We start from the raw sequence: 25,097 nt of genomic DNA, 5'->3' as shown, positions 1-25,097 counted from the left end.
TGGGTTTGCTCTGCCTTGCAGCTTTGGGCTTCTTCGCCTGGCAAAGCTTCTACCCGGTCAGCGCAGCCGAAGACTGGAGTGTTCATGTCGTCCACCGCGACGTAGCAAAGGCCGCATCACTGATGCCGATGCCCGACGGTTCGCTGATGGTGAGCCAGGAATTGAGCGATGGGCTTGGCAGTATCGTACGCATCTTGCCCGACGGAAAACGCGAGCTGGTTGTAGGAAAACTATCCAAGCCCGATGGCATGGTCGCCACTCAGGGCGGCTGGGTGTTCAGCCAGGAAGTGGATGGCGCGCCAGTCAGTTTCCTCAAGGACGGCGTCGTCACTGAGCTGTTCAGAGGAGACAGCGTGCAAGGGCTGTGGGACGACGGTGAGTACCTCTACGCCATCGAAGACCGCAAGGTAGCTGCCCGTATCCTGCGCTATCGCTGGAGCGACAAGACACTGAGCGTCGTGCGTGACCAACTCAGCGAAGGCGAGTCGATTGTTCGCTGCACGGATGGGCGCATGCTCTATACGGAAAAGAAGAAGGGCGTGGTCCGAGAGCTGACCAACCATGGTAGCGACCCGGTGGTACTGAGCCAACTGAACAAACCCACCTTCCTGATGTGCGATGAACGCGGGTTATGGATCAACGAGGATTCCACACACCGCGCGCGTTTGTTGTTGATCAACAAGCAAGGACGCCAGCAGACGATTCTGTCTTTCCTGAAGGCGCCACAGTCGATTGTGCGTACGACGAAGGGAACGTACCTGGTGGCCGAAGGTGGCCGTGACCGTATCCTGGAATTGGTGCCGTCCGTGGCACGGGTAGACCCCGTTACAGCTGAAACCGCGCCACCGCCTCATTGAGCGACACCGCCAACCGCGCCAGCTCATGGCTCGACCCATTGATCTGTCCCGCGCCCGAGGACGACTGCGCAGACAGGTCACGAATATTGACGATGTTGCGGTCCACTTCCTTCGCCACCTGGGCCTGCTCCTCGGCGGCGCTGGCGATGACCAGGTTGCGCTGGTGAATCTGGTCGATGGAGTCGGTGATCTGGCTCAGTGCGCCACCGGCGCCTTCGGCCAGGATCAAGGTTTCACTGGCCCGCTGGGTGCTCGATTGCATTGAGGTCAGTGCCTCGCTGGAGCCACTGCGCATCGCGGTCACCATCTGGTCGATTTCCAGGGTCGATTGCTGGGTGCGATGGGCCAGCGCACGCACTTCGTCGGCCACCACTGCAAAGCCACGCCCGGACTCACCGGCACGCGCCGCCTCGATGGCGGCGTTCAGCGCCAGCAAATTGGTCTGCTCGGCAATAGAGCGAATCACGTCCAGCACCTTGCCGATGTCCCGCGACTGATCGGCGAGGTTTTGCACCAGGCTCGAGGTTTCGCCGATGTTGGTGCTCAGCGCCTGAATCGCGCTGACCGTTTCACCGACGCGCTGCTGGCCGTCGCGGGCCGTTTCATTGGAGAGTCGGGTGGATTCGGAGGTGGAAACGGCATTGCGTGCCACCTCATCGGCGGCCGAAGTCATCTCATTGACCGCGGTGGCGGCTTGCTCGATTTCAGCGGTCTGCTTTTGCAGGCTGCGGCTGCTCTGGTCGGTGATGCCGTTGAGGTCGGTGGCCGAGGCCGCCATCTGCCCGGCCGACTGGCGAATCAACTGCAAGGTACCGCGCAGGTTGCCTTGCATACTCTGCAGTGCCACGAGCAGGCGCGTCACTTCGTCGTCGCCGGTGACTTCAACGGTCTGGGTCAGGTCGCCCCGAGCGACGTTTTCCGCGGCACGCACCGCGTGGCTCAGGGGCCCCACAATGCTACGCGTCAGCAACCACGCCAAGGCCACCGTGCTCAACGCCGCCAGCAGCACGAAGCCGAAGACCATCGTACGCGAGCGGCTGTACTGCGCCTGCGCCGTCTGGCCCTGCAGGTTTATCTGGGCGTTGTAGTAGTCGGCCAGGGCATTGAGCTGATTGCCGGAACCGTCGACCACGGTTTTCATGTCCACCAGCAGCAACTTGTTCAGCTCGGTGGTCTGCTGCTTGTCGGCGAGGATGAATGACTGAGTGAGACCTTGCTGATACTGACGCAGGGAGACCTGGAACTGATCATAAAGATTGCGTACCTCGGGGGTATCAATCACCGTATTCAGGTCGGCCAGTTTCTTCGTCAGATCCTGGCTGCGGGTGTCCATCTGGCTACGGTATTGCGAGAGGCTCGCCGGGTTGGGATCAAGGGCCATGCGCAGGGAAATGGTGCGGATGCGCAGCATGATTTCGCGAATGTCCGAGACCAGGCGCATCTTCGGCACCAGGCCACTTTCAACCTGCACGGCACTTTCACGGATACTCGCCATGTTCGAGAGCGCAAAGAACCCGAGCAGCGCCACGAGCAAGGCAATCAAGGCAAAACCGAGACCCGCGCGGCGGGCGATGGACAGGCTGCGAAGCGACATGGCGATTGTTCTCATTATTGGCATACGACATCGTATGACAGAGTTTCGGCCAGCCAGGATAGGACTTGAGGGGTATTGACCAGAAGTTAGCGGATATAAATTACCTACCTGAAAGCCCTACGGAACAGACACGCCTCGGAGGTATTTCCAAGGCAGTCCGAGACTCTTTATTCAGCAGGTCAGATAGACCACGCCTGCGCACTTTCAAAAAACGCCTGCGCATTACTGTCCAGCGTTTCCAGGTGATAGCCGCCTTCTTGCACGATTACGCACGGCAGCCCCAACCCACGAATACACTCACCCAACCGCGCAAACCCTTCCCGCGTCACTGCCACTTTGCTCTGTGGGTCCAGCTCGTAAATATCGAACCCCAGCGACAACACCAGCACGTCCGCCGAGAAGTCCTTCACCGCCTTTAAGGCCAGCTCCAGCTTTTCAAAGAACACCGCTTCACTGGCACCATGCGCCATCGGCAGGTTGAGATTGAAGCCTTCCCCCTTGGCTGCGCCGCGCTCTTCAGCAAAGCCTGCAACCCCCGGATAGAAGTTGGTCGGGTCGCCATGAATCGACACGTACAGCACATCATCGCGGTCGTAGAAAATCTCCTGGATGCCCTGCCCGTGGTGCATGTCGGTATCGAGTACGGCGACGCGCTCGAAGCCATCGCGCAACGCCTGCGCCGCCACCGCCGCATTGTTGATGTAGCAGAACCCGCCGGCAGCATCGAAGCGGGCGTGATGACCTGGCGGGCGGCACAACGCATAGGCTGCCGGCGCGCCATCGAGGATGTCTTTAGCGGCAGCGACGGCGCTTTGAGCGGACCAATAGGCTGAACGCCAGGTCAGTTCGCCAATCGGGCAACTGCCATCGGCAAGATAGCGCGCCGCCTGGGCGAGGATGCCGCGCAGGGCGTTGGGCTCGCGCACGAAGATGTTGGACATGACTTCGTCGCCCCAGTCTCCAGGGATTTCTTTCCAGCGCTGGTGGGCTTCCTGGAGGAAGGTCAGGTAGGCGGCGCCGTGTACAGCCAACAGTGGATCGAGGCCATGGTCGTGCGGTTGCTGGATCTCTAAGCCCAGGGTTTGGGCAGCCAGCAGCAGATTGCGGGCGCGCTCCGGTACTTCCTGCGGGGTACGCATCTGGCCTCGGGAGTAGTAGCTGCGAGGATGGTGCAGGAGTTGTTCGGGGTGGAAAAAAGTACGCATGGGATTTCTCCTTACTGAACCTGGCCGGCACGTTTCAACACGGCATTGAGCAATACATCGGTGCCTTGGCGAACGTCCTCGGGCAGCACGTCTTCCGCTTCGTTATGACTCAAGCCGCCCACACACGGGATAAAGACCATCGCCGTCGGGCAGAACCGCGCCAGGTGGATGGCGTCGTGGCCAGCACCGCTGACTATCGATTGCTGGGCATAACCCAACGCATCCACAGCAGACTGCACACAGGCGACACACTCGGCGTCAAACGGTGTCGCCGGGCTGATCCAGTGCGGGCTGACGGTGACGCTCAGACCACGTTGGGCAGCGATATCCTGCAAGCGGGTGCGCACCTGTTGCTCCATGGCTTCGATGTCGGTGTCGCGGTGATGGCGCAGGTCGACGGTAAAATTCAGCAAGCCGGGAATGGTGTTGCGCGACGACTTGGCGATGCTCAATTCGCCCACGGTGGTCAGGCCTTCAGGCGCAAAATCAGCCGACAGGTTTTCCAGCGCTTGAATCATCTGCGCGGCGCCGTACAAGGCGTCCTTGCGCAGCGGCATCGGTGTGGTGCCGGCATGGGCAGCCATGCCTTCTACACGCACGTCCAGCCAGCGAATCGCCTGGCCACCAGTGACCACACCGATGCTCTTGGCGTTGTCTTCCAGGATAGGACCTTGCTCGATGTGCGCTTCAAAATACGCATCCACCGCACCACCCAGAGGGCGCTCGCCGTTGTAGCCGGTGTTGCGCAACGCATCCGCGACGCTGATACCGTCGACATCCTGAGTGGCCAGCGCCTTGTCCAACGCCAAGGTGCCGGTGAACACCGCCGAGCCGAGCATCGCCGGAGTAAAACGGGCGCCCTCCTCGTTGGTCCACACCGCGATTTCCAGTGGTTTGCGGGTCTTGATGCCGTGGTCGTCGAGGCTGCGGATCACTTCCAGTCCGGCCAGCACACCATAGACACCATCAAAGCGCCCGCCTTCCGGCTGGGTGTCGAGATGGCTGCCCATCATCACCGGCGCAGCTTCAGGGTCGGTGCCAGCCCGGCGGGCAAACAGGTTGCCGATGGCGTCGACGCTCAAGGTCAGCCCGGCGTCTTCACACCAGCGGCTGAACAGCGCCCGGCCGGCATGGTCTTCGGCGCTCAACGCCAGGCGGCAGCTGCCACCACGGGCCGTGGCGCCGATCTCGGCCATGGCCATCAGGCTGGCCCACAGACGCTCGCCATTAATCTTCAACATAGACACTCTCCAATCAAACGCTTCAAGCCATTTCAAGGCGGTGGGCGGTGGCGTGACGGCGGGACAACGCGAGTACGCACACCAGCGAAACCGCCGCGATCGCGCTGTAGAACACTGCCATCGGCCACCACTGGCCTTGGTATTCATGGGCCAGCCAGGTGCCGATCAACGGCGTTAGGCCACCGGCCAGCGCGCCACACACTTGGTAGGCCAGGGAGATGGCGGTGTAGCGCACGCGGGTTTCGAACAGGCCGCTGACGAAGCCGGCGATCACGGCATAAAACGAGGCCATGCACACCACGGCCAAGGCGATGCCAAGGATGATCAACGGCGCCTGGCCGCTGCTGACGAGCACAAACATCGGATAAGGCGAGGCCATCGCGAGCACCGTCATTGCACACAGAAAGCGTGTGGCACCGACCTTCTCCGCCACCCAGGCCGCTAGCGGCTGGACGCAGAACTGGATGATGGCCACGACAAACAGGCACTCCAGAATCAACGAGCGCGGCAGGTTAAGTTGCTGGGTGGTGTAGGCAATCATGAAGGTGTTGGTGAAATACACCCCGGCAATCCCCAAGGTGTTGGCGCCGATGCACAGCAGCAGCGGGCGCCAGGCCGTCTTCAGCACTTCGATCACCGGCGCCTGATCCTGGGTGATGGCCCGGGCTTTTTCGGCCTTGGCTTTGTCTTCGAGGAACTCGGGGGATTCGTTGACGCCCAGGCGGATCGCCAGGCCGACGATCAACAACAAGGCACTGGCCAGAAACGGCACGCGCCAGCCCCAACTGAGCAGGTCGGCTTCCGGCAAACGGGTTACCGCACTGAAGGCCAGCAACGACAGGATCAACCCCGCCGGGCTGCCCAACTGGGCAAAGGAGGCAAAGAAGTTGCGACGGCCTTTGGGTGCATGTTCACCGGCCATCAGCACCGCCCCGCCCCACTCGCCGCCAACGGCGATGCCCTGCACGATGCGCAGCAGCACCAGCAACACCGGCGCCGCGACGCCGATCTGCGCATAGGTCGGCAACAGGCCGATGCATACGGTGACCACGCCCATCATCACCAAGGTGATCACCAGGGATTTCTTGCGGCCGATACGGTCGCCGATATGCCCAAACACAATGCCGCCCAACGGCCGGGCGAAGAAGCCCACGGCAAACGTGCCGAACGCGGCCATGGTGCTGAACAGTTTGTCGTCGGAAGGAAAAAATAGTTGACCGAACACCAGCGCGGCGGCGGTGGCGTAGATGTAAAAGTCGTACCACTCGATCATGGTGCCGATGAAAGCGGCGGCCGCGGCACGGCGAGGCTGCGGCGAAGCGGATGGCTTCATGGGGCTGGCTCCTTTGGTTATTTTTTTGGCAGGAGAAAGGTCTGGCGCTCGCGCTCTGATGGCGCTGGTTGAGGGGGATTTTTCGTCTCGGCGCTATGATTAGTCAATTTTCTATTTATTATTCCGATTATAAATCCTGCTTATTATCGAGCTGTCGCCATGTCAGAAAACCGCCGCGATATTCACCCGCTGCTCAATGACCGCCTGGACTGGAACCTGCTGCGCACCTTCCGGGTGATCGGCCAGGAATTGAGCATCAGCCGCGCCGCCGCGCGCCTGCACCTGACCCAACCGGCCATCAGCCAGGCGCTCAAGCGTCTGGAAGAGCAGCTCGACTGCCAACTGATCGCTCGTCGCGGGCCACGTTTCGTGCTGACCGAAGCTGGCGAGCAAATCTTCGCGATCGCCGGCGAGATGTATGGCCAGGTCTCACAGATGAGCAACGCCCTGCAAAAGCCTGGCGACGAGGTGCTCGGCAAAGTGCGATTGCTGATGATCAGCCGGATCAACTCGGACACCTTTGATGAGTTTCTGGCGGACTTCCATCGCCAGCATCCCAGGGTCGACCTGGACGTTGAGGTGATGCGCAGCTCTGACATCGTTGCTGCCCTGCTGGAGAAAACCGCGACGTTGGGCCTAAGCCTTAATCGACGGCCGCAGCCACGGCTGGAGCAGCATCTGTTCCTTCGTCAGCGTTATGCGTTTTTTTGCGGGCGGCATCACCCGTTGTTCGGACGCACCGGGCTGGCGGAGGGAGATTTGCAGTCGGAGAACTTCGTGAGTTTCACCAGCGACCAGATCGGCGGGATGCTCTCGCCGTTGACGATCTTTCGTGACCAGCAGGGCTTCAGCGGGCGCATCGTGGCGTCCTCCTCCAGCCTGGAGGAAGTTCGGCGGTTGGTGATTGCCGGGTTTGGCCTGGGCTGCCTGCCGATTCATGTGGTGGCCGAGGATGTGAAGAATGGACTGCTCTGGCGCTTGCCGCCGGACGAAGGGATTACCGACGTGGATATCCACCTGCTGTGGAACCGTGAGCAGAAAATGAGCCGGGCGGAGGCGGTGTTTATTGAGAGTCTGTCGGCGCGATTGGCTGCCGAATAAATGGCGTGATTCGCAAGTCACTTGGCGCCCTCTTGCTAGTGTATGAGAAGCGCCCGTCCACCATCATTCGTTCACAGGTTGCTCCCACAGTCTCAAACGAAGAGGTGTCCGAATGTCCAGAATATGGTTTATCACCGGCAGTTCCCGCGGCCTCGGCCGCTCGATTACCGTCGCCGCGCTGCGCGCCGGTGATCGTGTGGTTGCCACCGCGCGCAATCCCAAGCAACTGGATGACCTGGTGGCCGAATACGGTGATGCGGTTTATCCCGTCGCGCTGGATGTCACCCACAACCAGCAGGTGCTGGAAGCGGTAGACGCTGCGGTGAAACATTTTGGCCGCCTGGATGTGGTGGTCAATAACGCCGGCTACGGTGATCTGGCTTCGGTGGAGGACGTGACCCTGAAGGATTTTTCGGCGCAGATCGACACCAACTTCTACGGTGTGGTGCACGTGAGCAAGGCGGTGGTGCCGGTGCTGCGGGCCCAAGGCAATGGGCATATCTTTCAGGTGTCGTCGCTGGGTGGACGTATCGGCATGGCAGGCCTGGCCGCGTACCAAAGCGCAAAATGGGCCGTCGGTGGTTTTTCCACGGTGCTGGCACAGGAAGTCACCCCGCTGGGCATCCAGGTCACCGTGCTGGAGCCGGGCGGCATGCGCACGGATTGGTCGGGCAGCTCCATGACCATTCCCGCCATCAGTGAGCCCTACCAGCAAACGGTCGGCGCCCTGGTTGAGTTGCTCAACTCCCCGGGCATCCTGCCCACCGGTCCGGACCGGGTTGCCGAAATCGTGCTGGAGCTGGCGCTGAATAAAGACGCCCCACTACGCTTGCTGATCGGCAGCGATGCCGTGCAGTACGCCGCCCGTGCAGCCGCAGATTTGGCCGAGTCGGATAAGAAGTGGCATGACCTCAGCGTGTCGGCCTCGGATTAATCTCACAGTTTGGAAAAAGGTGCTCAATGCCTGACGCGACCCAACCCCGTTTCAACATACCCGACGTGTTTTGGCAGGCGCTGAAAAGCCTCGGCCTGGAGCCTTCGGCGGTGTTGCGTCAGGCACGCTTGCCCATGACCCTGCATCTGCGCGAGCGCCGAGACCGGCGGCAGGTGACGACGCTGGAGTTCTTTCGCCTTTGGGAGGCAGTGCGCACGCTTAACCCTGATCCGGCGGTCGGAATCTTGCTGGTGACGGGGCTGGATATCGCCGCACTCCCGCCCTCCAGCTTTGCCGCGTTTATCGCCCGGGATTACCGCGATGGCCTGCACCGCCTCGCCCGTTTCAAACAACTGTGCACGCCTGAGCGCCTGCTGGTTGCCGAGGATGGGCGTACCTGCACGGTGACCATCGACTGGTTGCACACACCAGAGGCGCCGCCTGCGTTGCTGGTGGATGCGGCGTTTGCCACGTTTGTCGAGTTGGGTCGTCGGGGTTCCCGTACGCCGATTGTTCCTCTGAAGGTCGAACTGGCACGCGCAGGGGACGGCAGCAACGTATTGGCCGAGTTTTTTGGTTGCCCGGTGCGGTTTGGTGCCGAGCGTAATGCACTGGTGCTGGATGCCGCGGATCTGGACCGGCCTTTTCCGGGGTACAACCCCGAAATGCTGGAAATGCTGAACCCCGGCCTGGTGGCGGCACTGGCCGAAGCAGCGACACCGGCCAGCATCAGCCATCAGGTCAAGATCACCCTCAAGCGCTTCCTGGCCAGTGGCCGCCCCGAGATGGTCGAGGTAGCGCGGGAGCTGGGCATGAGCGAACGCACGTTGCAACGGCGCATTACCGAGGCCGGCACCAGTTTTCGGCAACTGATGCTGGAAACCCGCCAGGAAGTGGTGCGGCATCTGCTCACCGAGCCATCGATTGAGATAGACGAGATCGCGTGCCTGGTGGGCTATGAAGATACCAACTCGTTTTATCGTGCGTTTCGTTCGTGGGAGGGGACGACGCCGGCTCGGTGGCGGGCGTTGCAGACGCCCTCATCGTCTCATTGAAGCTATGCCGACAAAGCCTTCTCGGCACTGCGCGCCATGATCTGCAAATCCTCGAACGGGTTTCTGCCAATCAACATGAACGCGTGAGACGGGCTGGACCAAAACACCACGTTCATGCCCCGGCGCTGTTCGGTGGCCATGGCCACCGCACCTTTTTTCGCCGCCGTAATGCACAGCGCCAACGGGCCGTGCCGCGCGTCGAGATAAGTCAGTTGGCCGATCAGTACGCCGTCATAATTAAGGATTTGTGCGCGGCGAAATTCGGCGCCGGGCAGGTGCACTGCATCCGGGCTCAACGGCAGGCCGAGTTGGCTCCCGACCGAACTGAGTTGGGCGATATGGGAGTCGGCGTCAGTGCTGAGGTTTTCCAGGGTCTGGGGCGTGTAGAGCGCCATGTATTCAGCGACCGAGGCACGCCAGCCCGAACCGGGCTCTGGTCGGGGCCAGGTCATGAACAGTCGATCAGCGACCACGCCGGCCACCGCAAAGCTTGCCGCAACCGCGAGAAACCTGCGCCGACTCAGGGTGGGTGTTTGTGCTGGCGGCAAGGCATCGAGCATCGCCTGCAAACGTTCGGCAGGGGCTTGATCGAGAACCGAATCAAAGGCGGATTTGAACGGTAACTCGCCACGCTTGAGCTGCTCCAAGCGGGCGGTCACGATGGGATCGATGCCCAGCAGGTTATCGATAAGCTGGCGCTGCTGAGGGTCCAACTCGCCGTCCAGATAAGCCACCAGCAGTTCATCCGACGGTGGTGTATTTTGAGTCATCGTCGTTCTCCGCTCGATTTATCCAACAAGCCGCTTGAGTGCGCCGTTTCAGCCAGTTTCAAGCGCGCAGCGGCCAGCCGGCTCATCACCGTACCCACGGGAATATGCAGGACTTCGGCAATTTCCTTGTATGAAAGCCCTTCAACGTAGGCCAAAAACACCGTCTCCCGCTGGGCCTCAGGTAATGCGTTAACGCGCCTGATCACCTGCGCGGCCAGCACTTGATCCTGAGCCAGGGTTTCGCCGTCGAATGACAACTCCTGCTCGGCATCGACAAACCCCTGCCCTTGCCGTACCCGTTGCGAGCGCAATTCGTTGAGCCAGATCGAATGCATGATCGTCAGCAACCAGCGGTCCAGTCGCGTGCCGACCATGAACTGGCCTGCACGCTCCAGTGCCCGCACGCAAGTGGCTTGCACCAGGTCATCCGCCACATGCTTTTGTCGCGACAGCACCAACCCGTATCGCCATAAACGTGGCAATAGCTGGCTCAACTCACGGCGCAACTCAGCGTCTGTGGTGATGGTGATCTCCCGACTGTTCGCTCACAGCTTCAAGCCTGAGGCGCGGCGGCGATGGCTTCTGCCAGGTCTTCGTACTCTTCGCAGGTGGTGCTGCACAACGCCTTGATCTTCACCAGTTGCTCCTGGGCCAGGTCCACACGGCCCTTGATGACGTAGGCCTCCCCCAGGTACTCACGGACTTGTGCGTAGTTGGGATCCAGTGCCACGGACTTCAGGTAGTAGCTGATGCCTTCATCGGTGCGCCCCAGTTTGCGGGTGGCGTAGCCGCGGTAGTTCAGGGCCTTGGCGGTGTTCGGGTTTTGCAGGGTGTCGAGCAGTGACAGGGCTTCTTCGTAACGCCCATCTTTGGCCAGGCGATAGGCGTAGTCGGTGCGGTCGGCGTCCGACGTGGCCTTGCTGGTTTGCAGCACGCATTTACCGGTCTTGGTATCCCAGACCTGGCCTTTGGGGCAGTTGGGCTTGGGCGGCGCCGATTCGTCACCGGAGGCATGGGCCTGGCCGGCCAAGAGCGCGGCGGCCATACAGGCGCCGAAGAACAAAGCGGTGCGGTAACCAACGGCGTGTTCGGGACGATTCTTCATGGCATTCATGCTCCGTAACGATAGGGAAAGTACAGCAGCAAACTCAGTGTTGAAGATCGCCCCGAGGGCCGGGCAGCATGCGGCGTAGCGTGCTGTCGCGCTGGATGTAGTGATGCCACAGCGCGGCGCACGCATGCAGGCCCGCCAGCACGATGATCGCCCACGCGACGTTGTTGTGCAGGCCACCCAGGGTGCCGCGCAATTCGTGATCAATCACAAAAGGCGCTGGCATCGGGAACAGTCCGAAAAAGTTGAAGGGCTCGCCCTGGGCCCAGCGGAACAGGAAGCCCAGAATCACCTGCGTCAGTAGTAACAGGTATAGACAGCCGTGGGCGATCTTGGCGGCCAGGTTAAGCGCAGGGTGGTTATCGGCCTTTGGATGATTACCACCGAACAGCCGCCAGAGGATACGTGCAGCGATCAGCACTGCCATGGCGATGCCCAGGGAGATATGGACGGATTGCAGGCCCTTGCGCAAAGGAGTGCCTTTTTCCAGGTTTTCCCAGATATGGGCGCTGGCGAACATGAAGATCACCAACGCGGCGGTCAGCCAGTGGAAGGTGCGGGTCAAGCGGTCGTAGCGGTCGGCGGGGATGTTCATGGGCGTTTCCTGGGTGGTCTGTGTGGTGAACACCGCAGTGGGGGGAGTTATTCAGTCGTGAGTGAAAGTTTATGTGAGTACCACCGGATAAAACGCTTTTGAGGCTGGGAGGAAAACACCCAGAAACCAAATGCCTCGCCTACCACTTCGCGTTTTATGAGACTTACGGCTTATCTGAACATCACCCATCGGATGAACCGCACTTGAAAAAGTCCCACCATGGGACTAGGATCTTTAATGAGAATCGTAGCTGTCAGCCACCTAAAGACCTTTTGGCAAAGACACCCGGATGCAGAGCAATCATTCCTCGCCTGGATTGATGAGGTCAAAAAAGCAGACTGGAAAACTCCAGCTGATATCAAGGCTCAGTTTCGTCACGCCAGCGTTCTCAAAAGCCGCAGGGTCGTGTTCAACATCAGAGGTAACGACTATCGGCTCGTGGTCGCCGTGGCTTATCGCTACGGCGCCCTCTATATCAAATTCGTCGGTACGCATAAGCAGTACGACGTCATTGATGCCGATACCGTTGAAATGGAGTAAGCCATGAATATTCGCCCTATACACACCGAGCAAGACTACCGGGACGCGCTGAAGGCTGTATCGCCATTGTTCGACAACGAGCCGGAACCCGGGACGCCTGAAGGCGACTATCTGGATGTGATGATTACACTCATTGAAGTGTACGAAGCGAAGCACTTCCCGGTGGACTTACCCAACCCGGTGGATGCCATTCGTTTCAGAATGGAGCAGTCGGGGCTATCAGCGGCTGATCTGGTCCCTGCTATTGGCCGACAGAATCGGGTTTATGAGGTACTGAATGGAAAGCGGGCGCTTACGCTGCCGATGATTTGGAAGCTGCATCAGATGTTTGGGATTCCGGCAGAAAGCCTGATAAAACCGGTAAAGATTGCCTGAGATCAGAAACGAAAAAGCCCCGTAGTTTATTCAACTGCGGGGCTTTATCTATGTAATGGCGGAGAGATAGGGATTCGAACCCTAGGTACCGGTGAAGGTACAACGGATTTCGAATCCGTCCCATTCGGCCACTCTGGCATCTCTCCAACGGCGCGCATCATAACAGCCTGTTTCCTGGAAGCAAAGCGCCAAAGCGATTTTTTTCCGTGCTATCAGATGCTTGCGTCGATTACAGCGGTACGCCGAGACGGTTGGCGACTTCTTCGTAAGCTTCGATGACGTCACCGAGGCCCTGGCGGAAGCGGTCTTTGTCCATCTTCTTGCGAGTGTCTTTGTCCCACAGGCGGCAGCCGTCCGGGCTGAATTCATCGCCCAGGACGATGGAGCCGTCGTGGAACACACCGAATTCCAGTTTGAAGTCCACCAGCAGCAGGCCGGCGTCGTCGAACAGTTTGCTCAGGACGTCGTTGACCTTCAGCGACAGTTCTTTCATGCGCGCCAGTTGTTCAGCGGTGCCCCAACCGAATGCCACGACGTGGGATTCGTTGATGAACGGGTCGCCCTTGGCGTCGTCTTTCAGGAACAGTTCGAAGGTGTAAGGATTGAGCTTGAGGCCCTCTTCCACGCCCAAACGCTTCACCAGGCTACCGGCCGCGTAGTTACGCACGACGCACTCGACCGGGATCATGTCGAGTTTTTTCACCAGGCATTCGTTGTCGCCCAGCAGTTTGTCGAATTGGGTCGGAATGCCGGCCGCTTCGAGTTTCTGCATGATGAAGGCGTTGAACTTGTTGTTCACCATGCCTTTGCGGTCGAGCTGTTCGATGCGCTTGCCGTCGAACGCCGAGGTGTCGTTACGAAACAGCAGGATCAAGCGGTTGGCGTCGTCGGTCTTGTAAACCGATTTGGCTTTGCCGCGGTAGAGTTCTTCACGTTTTTCCATGATGGGCTCCGCTTGCTAAGTAGGTGGGCTAGGCGATGTGTCGCCAGTCGAGCCCTGAATCTTGATCGGCCAGTTGCAGCCAGTCCAGGTCGCACCCAAGGGTATCGACAAAACATTGCCGGGCCAGCTGCGGCAGGTTGTTCTTGCTGCTCAGGTGGGCCAGGACCAGGTGTTGCAGGTCTTGCCAGCCCAACTCATACACCAGGTACGCCGCCTGGTGGTTGTTCAAATGTCCAAACTGCCCGCCGACCCGCTGCTTGAGAAAGGCCGGGTAGTGACCCCGTGCAAGCAGGTCACGGCAGTGGTTTGACTCGATCATCAATGCGTCGAGGTCGCGATAACCGTCCAGCACCTTGGCGCAGTAGGAACCCAGGTCGGTGAGCAGGCCGAAGCGCCGTTCACCGTCACTGAATACGTATTGCGTCGGTTCCTGGGCATCGTGGGCCACTTCAATCACATCGATGCTCAAGGCACCGATCTGCAATTGCTCACCACCGGCCAGCAAACCTGCGGGTTCGATCGGTTTGCGCATCCCGCGCAAGGTACCGCGACTCAGGTACACCGGAAGATTGTAGCGCCGAGACAGCAAACCCACGCCATGCACGTGGTCGGCATGTTCGTGGGTCACCAGAATCGCGCTCAGCTGCGCGGGGTGAACCCCCAGGCGCAGCAGGCGCCGCTCGGTTTCCCGCAGGGAGAAACCACAATCCACCAGGACGTACGTGTCGTCGTGGGCTACAAGCGTGCCGTTCCCTTGGCTACCGCTGCCGAGAACGGCAAAACGCATCGGATCAGCCCAGGTTGTCCTGAATCACGCCCAACACTTTGCGCGCCACTTCTGCCGGCGCCACGGTGTTGATGTTCTTCTCGACGGTGACTTGCACGCTTTCGCCTACCTTGCTCAAACGAACCTGATAACGCTCGGCGCGAGTCTCGACCTCTTCCTTGGTCGGCTTGCTGCCGAACAGCTTGCCGAAGAAACCTGGCTCGTCGTCTTTCTTCTCGGCTTTTTCGGCCAAGTTGATGTAGTACAGGCCCAGACTGCGGTTGATGTCTTCAACGCGCCATTCACCGTGCTCCAGCGCGCGGCCGACACTCGACCAGGCGCGATCCAGGTCTTCACCCAGGTTGAGCACAACGTTACCGCTGCCGTCTTCGCTGAGGCTGACGCGGCTAGGTGTGTCAAAGCTACCGGCGGCGAGCAGGGAGACGGAACCGCCCTTCTCGGAGATACGGCTCATGCTGGCGAGCATTTCGTCGACCAGTGCAGCGTCCACGCCGGTGTTGACCGAACGTGGAGTGAAGTCGACGTTGGCGGTGCTACCGGCAGGACGCTCGGCGCTCACCACATAGACTTCACTGGTGTTGCGTTGCACGCCTGGCTCGATACGCACGCGGATGCGGGCTTCGCTGTCATTGGCTACGCCGCCGGCCTGCAGGCGCTTGGCCATGGACGCCGACAGCTCGCTGGTGTGCTGCCACGCGGTGGTGAACTCACCGGTCTGCGGGCGTTGTTCGTCAATGCGGAAACCGTTGTCCTGGAAGAACTGCACGGCCACCGGCCAGACTTCGGCAGGTGGGCGCTGGGCCATGACCCAACGGGTGTCGCCGCTCTTCTGCAGGCTGTAGTCGCTGGCCTCGGCCACGGCCGACAGCGGCTGTGGACGCGGCACTTCGTATTCACCCTTGAAGGTGTCGTCGGCCACGTTGCGCGGAATCGGCAGCAACGGGTCAAGGCGCTTGGCGACATTGACGTCCGGCGGCAATTTCATCGGGGCGGTTTGTTGGGCTTCCAGGTAATCGCTACCGCGGTCGCGGAAGTAGCCTTCCGGGCCCCAGATCCAACCGCAGCCACTGGTGCTGGAGATAATCAAGGCAAGTGCGGAAAGTCCGGCCAATCGCTTCATGCGTAGTGCTTCCTCAATTAAACCAGGACGCCGGACTGGCGCAGGGCCTGTCGCAGCGGTTCGTGACAGGCTTCGCTGAGCCAGGTGAGCGGCAGACGGATACCGTCCGGCATCAGGCCCATCTCATGCAGCGCCCATTTCACGGGGATAGGGTTGGATTCGATAAACAGGGTTTTGTTGAGCGGTGCCAGTTGTTCGTGGATCGCCCGGGCCTTGACCGCATCACCGGCAATGGCTGCGGCACACAGCTCGCTCATGGCGCGCGGTGCGACGTTGGCAGTCACCGAGATGTTGCCTTTGCCGCCCAGCAGGATCAGTTCGACGGCAGTGGCGTCGTCACCGGAATACACCAGGAAGTCACTGCTGACGCCGGCCAGGATGTCCTTGGCGCGTTGCAGGTCACCGGTGGCTTCCTTGATACCAATGATGTTCGGTACGGTGGACAGGCGGATCACGGTCTCGGCCTTCATGTCGCAGGCGGTGCGACCTGGCACGTTGTAGAGGATCTGCGGGATGTCGACCGCTTCGGCGATAGCGCGGAAGTGCAGGTACAGGCCTTCCTGGGTCGGCTTGTTGTAGTACGGGGTCACCAGCAGGCAGGCATCGGCGCCGGCTTTCTTGGCGTTGCTGGTCAATTCGATCGCTTCGCGGGTCGAATTGGCGCCCGTGCCGGCGATGACGGCAATACGCCCTGCAACACGCTTGACCACGAATTCGATCACTTCGATGTGTTCTTCCACATCCAGTGTGGCCGACTCACCCGTGGTGCCGACCGCCACGATGGCGTTGGTGCCCTCTTGCAGGTGGAAGTCCACCAGTTTGCCCAGGCTGTCCCAGTCGAGATTACCTTGTGCATCCATGGGTGTGACCAGTGCCACCATACTGCCCGCAATCATGCAACCGCTCCTGCCGGAAAAAGAGAGCGGTAATGGTACTGGCGCCAAGATGCTTGTACAAGCGAAGTACCGCCTGAGGATGCGTTCTGGATCAACTTAGTTCGCAGCAACGCCATCATTCGGCCAAAGCGGGGTTTGATGAAGCTGATTACGTAATGAAAACGCCACCTCCTAGCCCTTGGCGATGGTTTTCGCTACCCTTCATCCTTTGATTGATACCGCTTTCATCGTATCGACCGCTCATCGCTTTAGGAAGGCTGCATGTCCACCCCCACAGTCCGCGAACAATTCCTTGTCATCAGTGCCCTTGGCGCCAACCCCATGGAGCTGACTAACGTCCTGTGCCGCGCCAGCCATGAAAACCGCTGCGCCGTCGTGACCTCCCGCCTGACCCGCCATGGCGAGTGCAGCGCGCTGGTCCTGCAGATTTCCGGGACCTGGGATGCCCTGGCTCGCCTTGAAACCGGCCTGCCGGGCCTGGCCAAGAAGCATGATTTCACCGTCAACGTGGTGCGTAGCGCCGCCCTGGAAAACCGTCCCCAGGCCCTGCCTTATGTTGCCTATGTCAGTTCGGCCTACCGCTCGGACATCGTCAACGAGCTGTGCCAGTTCTTTATCGACCATAACGTCGAACTGGAAAACCTGACCTGCGACACCTATCAGGCTCCACAGACCGGCGGCACCATGCTCAACGCCACCTTTACCGTGACCTTGCCGGCCGGCGTGCAGATCAGCTGGCTGCGCGACCAGTTCCTGGATTTCGCCGATGCCCTGAACCTCGACGCACTGATCGAGCCTTGGCGCCCACAGAACCCAATGTAAGGAAGTTTTCATGGCAGTAGTCATCGACAAACCGGTAGCCGACTTCGAAGCCCAGGCCACCAGCGGGCAGACCTTCAGCCTTGCCGGGCTCAAGGGCAAGCAAGTGGTGATCTACTTTTACCCGAAAGACAGCACTCCGGGCTGCACCACTGAAGGCCAGGGCTTTCGTGACCAGCACGCAGCGTTCAGGGCGGCCAACACCGAAGTGTTTGGCGTGTCCCGGGACAGCGTGAAGTCCCACGAGAACTTCAAGGCCAAGCAGGAATTCCCCTTTGAGCTGATCAGCGACAAGGACGAAGCGGTTTGCCAGCTGTTTGATGTGATCAAGCTGAAGAAGCTGTATGGCAAGGAATACCTGGGTGTTGATCGCAGCACCTTCCTGATCGACAAGAATGGCGTGCTGCGTCAGGAATGGCGTGGTGTGAAAGTGCCAGGCCATGTGGATGCTGTGCTGGCAGCGGTGCAGGCGCTGAACAAGGCTTGATTCACTTGCCGGCTTTGAAATAGCTATCGCAGGCAAGCCAGCTCCCACATGTGATCGTTGTTCAACAGGACAACTCAGTCAATGTGGGAGCCGGGCTTGCCCGCGATGAGGCCTGCACCGGCACCACGAATATCAGAGTAACGGCGCTACAACAGGCTCCTGCCGAGGCCAGGCATCCAGCACCGCCTTGAACAATGTCGCCAGGGGGATCGCAAAGAACACCCCCCAGAAGCCCCACAACCCGCCAAACAACAACACCGCACAGATGATCGCCACCGGATGCAGGTTCACCGCCTCGGAGAACAGCAGCGGCACCAGCACGTTGCCGTCCAGCACCTGGATAATGCCGTACACCGCCATCAGGTAGATGAACTGATCACTCCAGCCCCACTGGAACAGCGCGATCAACATCACCGGCACTGTCACCACCACCGCACCGACGTATGGCACCACCACTGAAACACCTACCAGCAGCGCCAACAGGGCAGCATAGTTCAGCCCCAGTGCGACAAAGCCGATGTAGGTGACGCCACCGCAGATAAAGATTTCGATGACCTTGCCACGGATGTAGTTGGCTATCTGCCGATTCATTTCTTCGGCGACCCGGGTAATCAGCGCGCGCTCACGGGGCAGGTAGCCTCGCACCCAACGACCGATCATCTCGCGGTCCTTGAGGAAGAAAAACACCAGGATCGGCACCAGTACCAGGTAGATCATGATGTTGACCAGCAACGGCAAGCTCGAAAGAGAAAAGGTCAGCGCCCATTGTCCGAACTTTCCGATTTCACCGCGGGCCACTTCAATGGCCTGCAATACCTGCTCGTCCGACACCAGATGCGGATAACGCTCGGGCAACAGCAGCAGCAATGACTGCCACTTGGCGAGCATGCCCGGTAGCTCGTTGAACAAGGTAATCAACTGATGCCACAACAAGGGCACCACGATCACGATAAACACCAGCAACAGCCCCATGAACAAGGCAAACACCAAGCCCACCGCAGCCCCGCCCGGCAATCGCAAACGCTCCAGGATGGAGACCAGGCCTTGCATCAGGTACGCCAGCACCATCCCTGCCAATACCGGCGCCAGCATGCCGCCCAAGGTGAGCACGGCCGTAAAGGCAAGAAACAGCAGGACGGCCAGCACCACGGCTTCTTCATCGGAAAAGTAGCGCTGAATCCAGTCACGTAACACTTTGAACATCAATAAACCTCAGGCGATAAGGACAGCATATTCAAGCGATTCAGGCCTTGCGCAACCAATAACGATAGACGCCCGCTTCGTCTTCTTCATGCAACAGGGTGTGACCGGCCAACTTGGCAAACGTACGGAAATCCCGCTGGGAACCCGCGTCCGTGGCGATCACCTTGAGCACCGCGCCACTTGCCAGCCGATTGAGTTCCAGCTTGGCCTTGAGCAATGGCAGCGGGCAGTTAAGGCCACTGGCATCCAGTTCGGCATCGAAGGCTACAGCGTCGGTCATGGTTTTGCTCCGGGTGGGCATCGGGGGCGCTTAGAATATCTGGTCCGAAGCTCAGTGTCCGGCTACAGTAAGGTCTTTGTCGAAAGGCTTTGTGCATGACTTTTTTGCGCCCTACCCTGCTGACGCTGGCTTGCCTGCTGGCCTCTCCAGGCTTCGCTGACGACCTGCCGTCACTTGGCGACGCCAGTTCTGCCATTGTCTCGCCAAAACAGGAATACGATTTGGGCCGGGCATGGCTGGCCTACCTGCGTGGCCAGGTCTCGCAGCTCAACGACCCGCAACTCAAGGACTACGTCGAAACCAGCGTGTACAAACTGGTGGAGACCAGCCAGGTCAATGACCGGCGCCTGGAATTCATTCTGATCAACAGCCCGCAGTTGAACGCCTTTGCCGCACCTGGCGGCATCGTCGGGGTCAATGGCGGCTTGTTCCTCAATGCCCAGACCGAAGGCGAATATGCCTCGGTGCTGGCCCACGAATTGGCTCACTTGTCCCAACGCCACTTCGCCCGAGGCGTGGAAGCGCAGCAGCGCATGCAGATCCCGATGATGGCAGCGCTGCTCGGCGGCATCATCGCCGCCGCCGCGGGTGCAGGTGATGCGGGCATTGCCGCAATTGCCGGCAGCCAGGCCGCCGCCATCCAGGAGCAACGCCGCTTTTCCCGGCAAAACGAGCAAGAGGCTGACCGTATCGGCATTCTCAACCTGGAGAAGGCTGGTTACGACCCGCGCTCCATGCCGACCATGTTCGAGCGCTTGATGCGCCAGTACCGCTTTGACGCCAAGCCACCAGAATTCCTCCTGACTCACCCGGTCACCGAATCGCGGATCGCCGATACCCGCAACCGCGCGGAGCAAGCCAAGCCGGGCGGCATTGAAGACAGCCTGCGCTACCAACTGATCCGCGCGCGCGTGCAGTTGTATTACGAAGACACTCCAGGCCTGGCAGCCAAGCGCTTCCAGGCTCAGCTGGATGAAAACCCGAAAAATGATGTGGCGCGCTATGGCTTGGCCATCGCCCAGATCAAAGGCGCGCAGTTCAACCTGGCCCGGGAAAACCTCAAGCCGCTGCTGGCCAAGGCACCCAACGACATCACCTACAACCTGGCGCAGATCGAGTTGGACATGACCAACAATCGTCTTTCGGATGCCCAGCAGCGCACGGACCGGATGTTGACGCAATATCCAGGCAACTACCCACTGAACCAAGTGCGGGTGGACCTGCTGCTCAAGCAGAACCGTACCGCTGACGCGGAAAAAGCCCTGGAAGGCCTGCTTAAATCACGCACAGACGATCCGGATGTCTGGTACCAGGTCGCAGAAACCCGTGGCTTGTCGGGCAATATCATCGGCCTGCACCAGGCCCGCGCCGAGTACTTCGCCCTGGTGGGAGATTTCAAGCAGGCCATCCAGCAACTGGACTTCGCCAAGCGTCGCGCCGGCAGCAACTTCCCGCTCTCATCACGCATCGATGCACGACAGCGTGAACTGATCGACCAGGAACGCATGATCAAAGACATGATGGGCTAAACCTTACAGCCACAAAAAAGCCCCGCTCTCGTATATCGAGAGCGGGGCTTTTTATTGGACTAGCGGATTACTCGGCCAGCTTGAAGGTAATGAAGCTGGCACGACCCTGACGCAGGACGCGCATCGACACCGAGCGGTTCTTCGGCAGCGCCTTGGCGATGTCGGTGAACTCTTTGGTGGAGTTGATGGCCTGGTTGTTCAGGTGGGTAATCACATCACCTGGTTGCAGGCCGATCAGGGAGGCAGGGCCGTCCTGCACTTCCTTGATCACTACACCGCTCTTGAGGTCGAAGCTCTTCTTCTGCTCGTCGGTCAACTCGACGACGGCAATGCCCAGGCGGTTGCTGCTACGTTCGGCACCCGGTTTGCTGTTGCCCAACGCATCAAGCGCCGCGCCTTCTTCCGGAATCGCGCCGACGGTCAGCTCAACGTTCTGGCGTTTGCCGTCGCGGATCACTTCCAGCTTGGCCTTGCTGCCGGCCTTAAGTGCGCCCACCAGGTGTGGCAAGTCCGCAGACATGACGATCGGCTGGCCGTTCATGCTCAGGATCACGTCACCGACTTGCAGGCCGCCTTTGGCTGCTGGGCCATCGTCCTGGATCTGCGCGACCAAGGCACCCGCTGGCTTGTCCAGACCGAAGGATTCAGCCAAGTCTTTGTTCACTTCCTGGATCACAACACCCAACCAGCCGCGGCTGACTTTGCCACCGGTTTTCAGTTGGTTGGAAACGTCCATGGCCACGTCGATCGGAATCGCGAACGACACGCCCATGAAACCACCGGAGCGGGTGTAGATCTGCGAGTTGATGCCGACCACTTCGCCCGCCAGGTTGAACAGCGGACCGCCGGAGTTGCCCGGGTTGATCGGCACGTCGGTCTGGATGAACGGCACGTAGTTTTCGTTCGGCAGGCTGCGACCGATGGCACTGACGATGCCTTGGGTCACGGTGTGGTCAAAACCAAACGGCGAACCGATGGCGACGACCCATTGCCCGGCTTTCAGGTCCTGGGATTTGCCCAGCTTGAGCACCGGCAGGTCCTTGCCATCGATTTTCAGCAGGGCCACGTCGGAACGTGGGTCTGTGCCTACCAGCTTGGCTTTCAGCTCACTACGGTCAGCCAGGCGCACCAGAATCTCGTCGGCATCGGCAATCACATGGTTATTAGTGAGGATGTAACCGTCAGGCGAGATGATGAAGCCCGAGCCCAGGGACTGGGCTTCGCGCTGGCCGCCGCCACCACGCGGCGTGCGCGGCTGGGGCATACCGCGTTCGAAGAACTCCCGCAGCATCGGCGGCAGGCCTTCAAGGTCAGGCATCTGCTGATTGGAGACTTTGCGATCCGGCAGCTTTTGCGTAGTACTGATGTTCACCACGGCAGGCGACGCCTGCTCCACCAGTTGGGTGAAATCAGGCAGCTCGGCCGCTTGCGCGGTAACGGCCTGACCCAGCACCAGCACCGTGGCGACTATGGATAGGTAAGACTTCAAACGTGGTATCGACATACAGCTCCCGTTACGACGAGCAGGGTTGAGCGACAGGGTTCAATAAACGCCGAAATAACTGCGACCGACATTTTTGTTCCGCGAACAAAACAAGGCCAGGGCCGAGAAGCCCTGACCTATAAAAAACATAGGAGATTTTAGCAAGTGAAAAAAATGATCCAGACATTTCATGTCTCTCGGTAGAGGCAGACATCGACGCTCTCCTGCGCAACATTGAAATATCAGGATGAACATAGGATTAACAACTCACGGCTTGGCGGGCGTGGTGCCGCTGCGTAAAGACAGCGCAATTCGCTCGGCGGTGCCAATCGGGATTTCGCCGACGACGGTCACCATCACCTCGCCTTCCAGGGTATTCAGACGCCGTGATACGGCAACTGTCGGGCCCAACTGGGTGCGCGTCTCGGTCACGGTTGCGCCGTTAAGCGGCTCCAGGAATACCGAAAAACGCGCGAGGCCATCGTCATACATCAAGCTGCTGACAGTGACCTTGGTGTGGGAGTCTTTATGAGCGCTGCTGTTGACTAACTGAAAGCCTGGCGGCAACCAATCGAGGCGCCAATCCTGAGGAATCTCGACCTCCGGGGCCTTGGCGCTGGTCACAGCGACCGGCGTACATTCGCCGCTGGGCAGCAATTCACGATCGTCAGGCACCGATGTATTGAGCCGGGTGAACTGGAATCGCTCCAGCAGCTGGCCCTGATCATTAAGCAACAATGACTTCAGTGGCAGCGCGGTTTCGCGATCCAGATGCAGCTCAAAACCATAGCGGTATTGATCGCGAGGAGTCACTGAGACGATCACCGCATTTCGACCGGCCACACGCGATTTGCCGATGACGGCAAGGTCGTAGAACGCTTTGAGTTTTTGCGGATCAAGGGTGCGTGCTGTGGCGTTGGGGGAGCCCCCGAGCCCGGCAACCAGCGTGCCGCTCACGCATTGGGTACGGCCATCAACGCGCAGAACTTCCTGGGCAGAACCATCGAGCTGCAGAAGCCGCTCACGGACCTGACCATCCTGGACACGGTGCCAGATGTCATGGGTAGAAAAACTACCGTTACGCTCGTAGATGAAGGTGCCTTGAAAGCTTTGTTGCTGCTCCGCCCGCCCAAGCCGCGTCAGCCAGTCTTGGGCTTCGTCGGCATAGGCGGGGACTACAAACCAGCCACTGAGCAAAAGCGCAAGGAGCGGTATGGCGCGCATAAAGCTCCTTGGCGGACTAGCGGTTTTCCAGGCTTGCAGCACGAGCGTATGGCAGAGCGCTTTCAGTGCCTTTCAAGGCCGATTCCTGTGCGTGTTGGCGCAGGTAGCCAGGAAGACGCTGATCTTGCCAGCCGGATTGCCCTTGAAGTACACCGTTGGCCATAGGCCCGGTGGTATCGGAGCTTTCCTTGTAGCCGGCCAGTACGGCTGGACCCTTGACCTGCGGACCGGCCATGACCGGTTGCTGGGTCTGCTGGGCCAGTTCGGCACCGGCGATTTCGTCCTGGTTGTACAGGCGAACACCTGCCAGAACAGCGACGGTCACCGAAGCAGCGACTGCCAGACGGCCAAGGCTACGCCAAGGACCGCGAGCAGCTTTTGCCGGAACGGCTTCATCAGCCAACGCAGCAGAAACGGCCGCAGCAATATCCAGACGAGGGATTAGAAGATCCTTGTGCATCACCGCCCGAGCGACTTGGTAACGAGACCAGGTATCACGGGTTTCGGCATCATCAAATGCATTAAGCACTCGACGAAGTTCCAGTTCATCCGCTTCGTTATCCATCACTGCGGACAGCGATTCCTGCAGGGCATCACGACTCATGGCGGTTCCTCTCTTGGCTGTCGCCGCTGTCTCAGTTTTCCTGCAACAACGGCTGCAGGGCTTTATCGATGGCTTCCCGAGCCCGGAAAATCCGGGAACGTACGGTACCCACCGGACATTGCATGACGCTCGCAATGTCTTCGTAACTCAGACCATCGAATTCACGTAAAGTTAACGCGGTACGCAAATCTTCTGGCAGTTGTTGAATAGTGCGATGGACGGTTCCTTCGATCTCGTCGCGCAGCAATGCACGCTCCGGCGACTCGAGATCTTTGAGGCCGTGATCACCATCATAAAATTCAGCATCTTCCGAACTAACATCACTATCCGGCGGGCGGCGACCGCGAGAAACCAGATAGTTCTTCGCCGTGTTAATGGCGATGCGGTAGAGCCACGTGTAAAACGCACTATCACCGCGAAAATTACCGAGTGCACGGTACGCCTTGATAAAGGCTTCCTGTGCAACGTCCTGCGCTTCATGGGTGTCGTGCACAAACCGCACGATCAACCCGAGAATTTTGTGCTGGTATTTCAGCACTAGCAGATCAAATGCCCGCTTGTCACCGCGTTGAACGCGCTCGACCAGCTGCTGATCCTCTTCCTGGGTTAGCATGAACACTCCTCGTTGTACTTGAAGGAGGCTTGCATAACTAATCGATCAGGCTTGCAAACATAGACTCGGGCTTTTCGCAAAAGTTCTCCCCCTCCAAGCAAGTTTCCGGTACGCACTGATTTGGCACACACGAAAAACGCAGCGCGGGCTATGCCGGCTGCGCGAATAATCTGTCGCCAGCTTCCTGACGCGCCTGACACAGGCGTCGATCAGCAAATCCAGCGTGTTCCCAGCTTTCGGGCATCCTGCTATTGAGTCGGGGCTTATGCAAAAAGTTCCCATCCCAATCGCTGTCAGTTTCACGAAAGCCGTGCAGTTCGTCGACCGTAGTCTCACAATGCCACGAATGCCCGGCTATTGTGCCGCTCCCCCCCTCTATATACTAGTGGGCCGTGTGA

At 59.6% G+C, this 25,097-nt stretch carries 27 protein-coding genes, 1 tRNA gene and 1 pseudogene; 9 read left to right on the top strand and 20 right to left on the bottom strand.

The window, feature by feature from the left end; translation table 11 throughout:
• The first annotated feature begins 5 nt into the window (after nucleotides 1–5).
• Nucleotides 6–857 carry a hypothetical protein gene (locus tag K0H47_RS06920; protein WP_219272251.1) on the top strand — a complete coding sequence of 284 codons (852 nt, stop codon included), beginning with the start codon at nucleotides 6–8 and terminating at the stop codon, nucleotides 855–857.
• On the opposite strand, the gene K0H47_RS31375 is transcribed toward K0H47_RS06920, so the two are convergent.
• The 5 genes and pseudogenes from K0H47_RS31375 to K0H47_RS06900 form a co-directional block, all read right to left on the bottom strand.
• Nucleotides 826–1,635 (bottom strand): methyl-accepting chemotaxis protein, encoded by an 810-nt coding sequence (locus tag K0H47_RS31375; protein ID WP_374106749.1) that lies wholly within the window; start codon nucleotides 1,633–1,635, stop codon nucleotides 826–828. The genes K0H47_RS06920 and K0H47_RS31375 overlap by 32 nt on opposite strands.
• Before the next feature lie 48 nt (nucleotides 1,636–1,683).
• Nucleotides 1,684–2,451 (bottom strand): annotated as a pseudogene (locus K0H47_RS31370) (MCP four helix bundle domain-containing protein); the annotation flags it as partial.
• Between the two features lie 179 nt (nucleotides 2,452–2,630).
• On the bottom strand, nucleotides 2,631–3,656 hold the full coding sequence (locus tag K0H47_RS06910) for a histone deacetylase family protein (RefSeq protein WP_219272248.1): 1,026 nt from the start codon (nucleotides 3,654–3,656) through the stop codon (nucleotides 2,631–2,633).
• 11 nt (nucleotides 3,657–3,667) lie between these two features.
• Nucleotides 3,668–4,897 (bottom strand): Zn-dependent hydrolase, encoded by a 1,230-nt coding sequence (locus K0H47_RS06905; protein WP_219272246.1) that lies wholly within the window; start codon nucleotides 4,895–4,897, stop codon nucleotides 3,668–3,670.
• A 22-nt stretch (nucleotides 4,898–4,919) separates the two neighbouring features.
• On the bottom strand, nucleotides 4,920–6,230 hold the full coding sequence (locus K0H47_RS06900) for an MFS transporter (RefSeq protein WP_201142866.1): 1,311 nt from the start codon (nucleotides 6,228–6,230) through the stop codon (nucleotides 4,920–4,922).
• Between the two features lie 159 nt (nucleotides 6,231–6,389).
• Here K0H47_RS06900 and K0H47_RS06895 point away from each other — a divergent pair, with 159 nt between their 5' ends.
• The 3 genes from K0H47_RS06895 (at nucleotide 6,390) to K0H47_RS06885 (ending at nucleotide 9,320) form a co-directional block, all read left to right on the top strand.
• The gene (locus K0H47_RS06895; RefSeq protein ID WP_063032607.1) at nucleotides 6,390–7,331 is read left to right on the top strand and encodes a LysR family transcriptional regulator; all 942 of its coding nucleotides are present in this window, start codon (nucleotides 6,390–6,392) and stop codon (nucleotides 7,329–7,331) included.
• A 112-nt stretch (nucleotides 7,332–7,443) separates the two neighbouring features.
• The gene (locus tag K0H47_RS06890; protein ID WP_063032609.1) at nucleotides 7,444–8,265 is read left to right on the top strand and encodes an SDR family NAD(P)-dependent oxidoreductase; all 822 of its coding nucleotides are present in this window, start codon (nucleotides 7,444–7,446) and stop codon (nucleotides 8,263–8,265) included.
• Between the two features lie 26 nt (nucleotides 8,266–8,291).
• Nucleotides 8,292–9,320: an AraC family transcriptional regulator gene (locus tag K0H47_RS06885; protein ID WP_219272244.1), complete on the top strand. Its 1,029-nt coding sequence runs from the start codon at nucleotides 8,292–8,294 to the stop codon at nucleotides 9,318–9,320.
• Nucleotides 9,321–9,322: 2 nt separating this feature from the next.
• On the opposite strand, the gene K0H47_RS06880 is transcribed toward K0H47_RS06885, so the two are convergent.
• From K0H47_RS06880 to K0H47_RS06865, 4 genes are read right to left on the bottom strand one after another with little or no spacing between them, the layout of a single operon-like run.
• Nucleotides 9,323–10,090, bottom strand: coding sequence for an anti-sigma factor (locus K0H47_RS06880; RefSeq protein ID WP_219272243.1), 768 nt, complete (start codon nucleotides 10,088–10,090; stop codon nucleotides 9,323–9,325).
• On the bottom strand, nucleotides 10,087–10,584 hold the full coding sequence (locus K0H47_RS06875) for an RNA polymerase sigma factor (RefSeq protein WP_050555085.1): 498 nt from the start codon (nucleotides 10,582–10,584) through the stop codon (nucleotides 10,087–10,089). Before K0H47_RS06875 ends, K0H47_RS06880 begins: the two co-directional genes overlap by 4 nt.
• 59 nt (nucleotides 10,585–10,643) lie before the next feature.
• Complete coding sequence (locus tag K0H47_RS06870; RefSeq protein ID WP_017479232.1) at nucleotides 10,644–11,195, bottom strand: tetratricopeptide repeat protein; 552 nt, start codon at nucleotides 11,193–11,195, stop codon at nucleotides 10,644–10,646.
• Between the two features lie 43 nt (nucleotides 11,196–11,238).
• On the bottom strand, nucleotides 11,239–11,796 hold the full coding sequence (locus K0H47_RS06865) for a cytochrome b (protein WP_063032615.1): 558 nt from the start codon (nucleotides 11,794–11,796) through the stop codon (nucleotides 11,239–11,241).
• 237 nt (nucleotides 11,797–12,033) lie between these two features.
• Here K0H47_RS06865 and K0H47_RS06860 point away from each other — a divergent pair, with 237 nt between their 5' ends.
• A complete protein-coding gene (locus tag K0H47_RS06860) occupies nucleotides 12,034–12,336 on the top strand; it encodes a type II toxin-antitoxin system HigB family toxin (protein ID WP_063032617.1) in 303 nt (100 codons plus the stop codon).
• A gap of 3 nt (nucleotides 12,337–12,339) precedes the next feature.
• Nucleotides 12,340–12,711 (top strand): type II toxin-antitoxin system HigA family antitoxin, encoded by a 372-nt coding sequence (locus tag K0H47_RS06855; RefSeq protein ID WP_063032619.1) that lies wholly within the window; start codon nucleotides 12,340–12,342, stop codon nucleotides 12,709–12,711.
• 56 nt (nucleotides 12,712–12,767) lie between these two features.
• Here the strand turns inward: K0H47_RS06855 and K0H47_RS06850 are convergent.
• The 5 genes from K0H47_RS06850 to dapA all read right to left on the bottom strand — a co-directional run bounded on the left by K0H47_RS06850 (nucleotide 12,768) and on the right by dapA (nucleotide 16,457).
• Nucleotides 12,768–12,857: transfer RNA gene (locus K0H47_RS06850), tRNA-Ser, on the bottom strand.
• An 83-nt stretch (nucleotides 12,858–12,940) separates the two neighbouring features.
• Nucleotides 12,941–13,654 carry a phosphoribosylaminoimidazolesuccinocarboxamide synthase gene (gene purC, locus K0H47_RS06845; protein ID WP_003211975.1) on the bottom strand — a complete coding sequence of 238 codons (714 nt, stop codon included), beginning with the start codon at nucleotides 13,652–13,654 and terminating at the stop codon, nucleotides 12,941–12,943.
• 28 nt (nucleotides 13,655–13,682) lie between these two features.
• Nucleotides 13,683–14,441: an MBL fold metallo-hydrolase gene (locus K0H47_RS06840; RefSeq protein WP_201142870.1), complete on the bottom strand. Its 759-nt coding sequence runs from the start codon at nucleotides 14,439–14,441 to the stop codon at nucleotides 13,683–13,685.
• A 4-nt stretch (nucleotides 14,442–14,445) separates the two neighbouring features.
• A complete protein-coding gene (bamC, locus tag K0H47_RS06835; protein WP_017479250.1) occupies nucleotides 14,446–15,561 on the bottom strand; it encodes an outer membrane protein assembly factor BamC in 1,116 nt (371 codons plus the stop codon).
• Nucleotides 15,562–15,578: 17 nt separating this feature from the next.
• Entirely contained in the window at nucleotides 15,579–16,457 is an 879-nt protein-coding gene (gene dapA, locus K0H47_RS06830; protein ID WP_063032623.1) for a 4-hydroxy-tetrahydrodipicolinate synthase, read from the bottom strand.
• A gap of 261 nt (nucleotides 16,458–16,718) precedes the next feature.
• On the opposite strand from dapA, the gene K0H47_RS06825 reads away from it, so the two are divergent.
• Both K0H47_RS06825 and K0H47_RS06820 read left to right on the top strand, forming a co-directional pair.
• A complete protein-coding gene (locus tag K0H47_RS06825; protein ID WP_003172487.1) occupies nucleotides 16,719–17,279 on the top strand; it encodes a glycine cleavage system protein R in 561 nt (186 codons plus the stop codon).
• Nucleotides 17,280–17,289: 10 nt separating this feature from the next.
• Nucleotides 17,290–17,763 (top strand): peroxiredoxin, encoded by a 474-nt coding sequence (locus K0H47_RS06820; RefSeq protein ID WP_219272241.1) that lies wholly within the window; start codon nucleotides 17,290–17,292, stop codon nucleotides 17,761–17,763.
• A 132-nt stretch (nucleotides 17,764–17,895) separates the two neighbouring features.
• On the opposite strand, the gene K0H47_RS06815 is transcribed toward K0H47_RS06820, so the two are convergent.
• A complete protein-coding gene (locus K0H47_RS06815; protein ID WP_003211986.1) occupies nucleotides 17,896–18,966 on the bottom strand; it encodes an AI-2E family transporter in 1,071 nt (356 codons plus the stop codon).
• 40 nt (nucleotides 18,967–19,006) lie between these two features.
• Entirely contained in the window at nucleotides 19,007–19,246 is a 240-nt protein-coding gene (locus tag K0H47_RS06810; protein WP_003211989.1) for a sulfurtransferase TusA family protein, read from the bottom strand.
• Between the two features lie 95 nt (nucleotides 19,247–19,341).
• Here K0H47_RS06810 and K0H47_RS06805 point away from each other — a divergent pair, with 95 nt between their 5' ends.
• Nucleotides 19,342–20,775 (top strand): M48 family metalloprotease, encoded by a 1,434-nt coding sequence (locus K0H47_RS06805; RefSeq protein WP_218263672.1) that lies wholly within the window; start codon nucleotides 19,342–19,344, stop codon nucleotides 20,773–20,775.
• A gap of 67 nt (nucleotides 20,776–20,842) precedes the next feature.
• Here K0H47_RS06805 and K0H47_RS06800 read toward each other — a convergent pair whose 3' ends face one another.
• The 4 genes from K0H47_RS06800 to rpoE form a co-directional block, all read right to left on the bottom strand.
• A complete protein-coding gene (locus K0H47_RS06800; protein WP_026078208.1) occupies nucleotides 20,843–22,279 on the bottom strand; it encodes a DegQ family serine endoprotease in 1,437 nt (478 codons plus the stop codon).
• 246 nt (nucleotides 22,280–22,525) lie between these two features.
• The gene (locus K0H47_RS06795; protein ID WP_093200750.1) at nucleotides 22,526–23,482 is read right to left on the bottom strand and encodes a MucB/RseB C-terminal domain-containing protein; all 957 of its coding nucleotides are present in this window, start codon (nucleotides 23,480–23,482) and stop codon (nucleotides 22,526–22,528) included.
• Nucleotides 23,483–23,498: 16 nt separating this feature from the next.
• A complete protein-coding gene (locus K0H47_RS06790) occupies nucleotides 23,499–24,086 on the bottom strand; it encodes a sigma-E factor negative regulatory protein (RefSeq protein ID WP_003172479.1) in 588 nt (195 codons plus the stop codon).
• A 31-nt stretch (nucleotides 24,087–24,117) separates the two neighbouring features.
• A complete protein-coding gene (gene rpoE, locus K0H47_RS06785; protein ID WP_003172477.1) occupies nucleotides 24,118–24,699 on the bottom strand; it encodes an RNA polymerase sigma factor RpoE in 582 nt (193 codons plus the stop codon).
• Nucleotides 24,700–25,097 lie beyond the last annotated feature (398 nt).

This window comes from Pseudomonas sp. Xaverov 83, from assembly GCF_019352905.1.
GTDB lineage: Bacteria > Pseudomonadota > Gammaproteobacteria > Pseudomonadales > Pseudomonadaceae > Aquipseudomonas > Aquipseudomonas yamanorum.
This window is presented reverse-complemented; position numbering and strand designations above follow the sequence as displayed.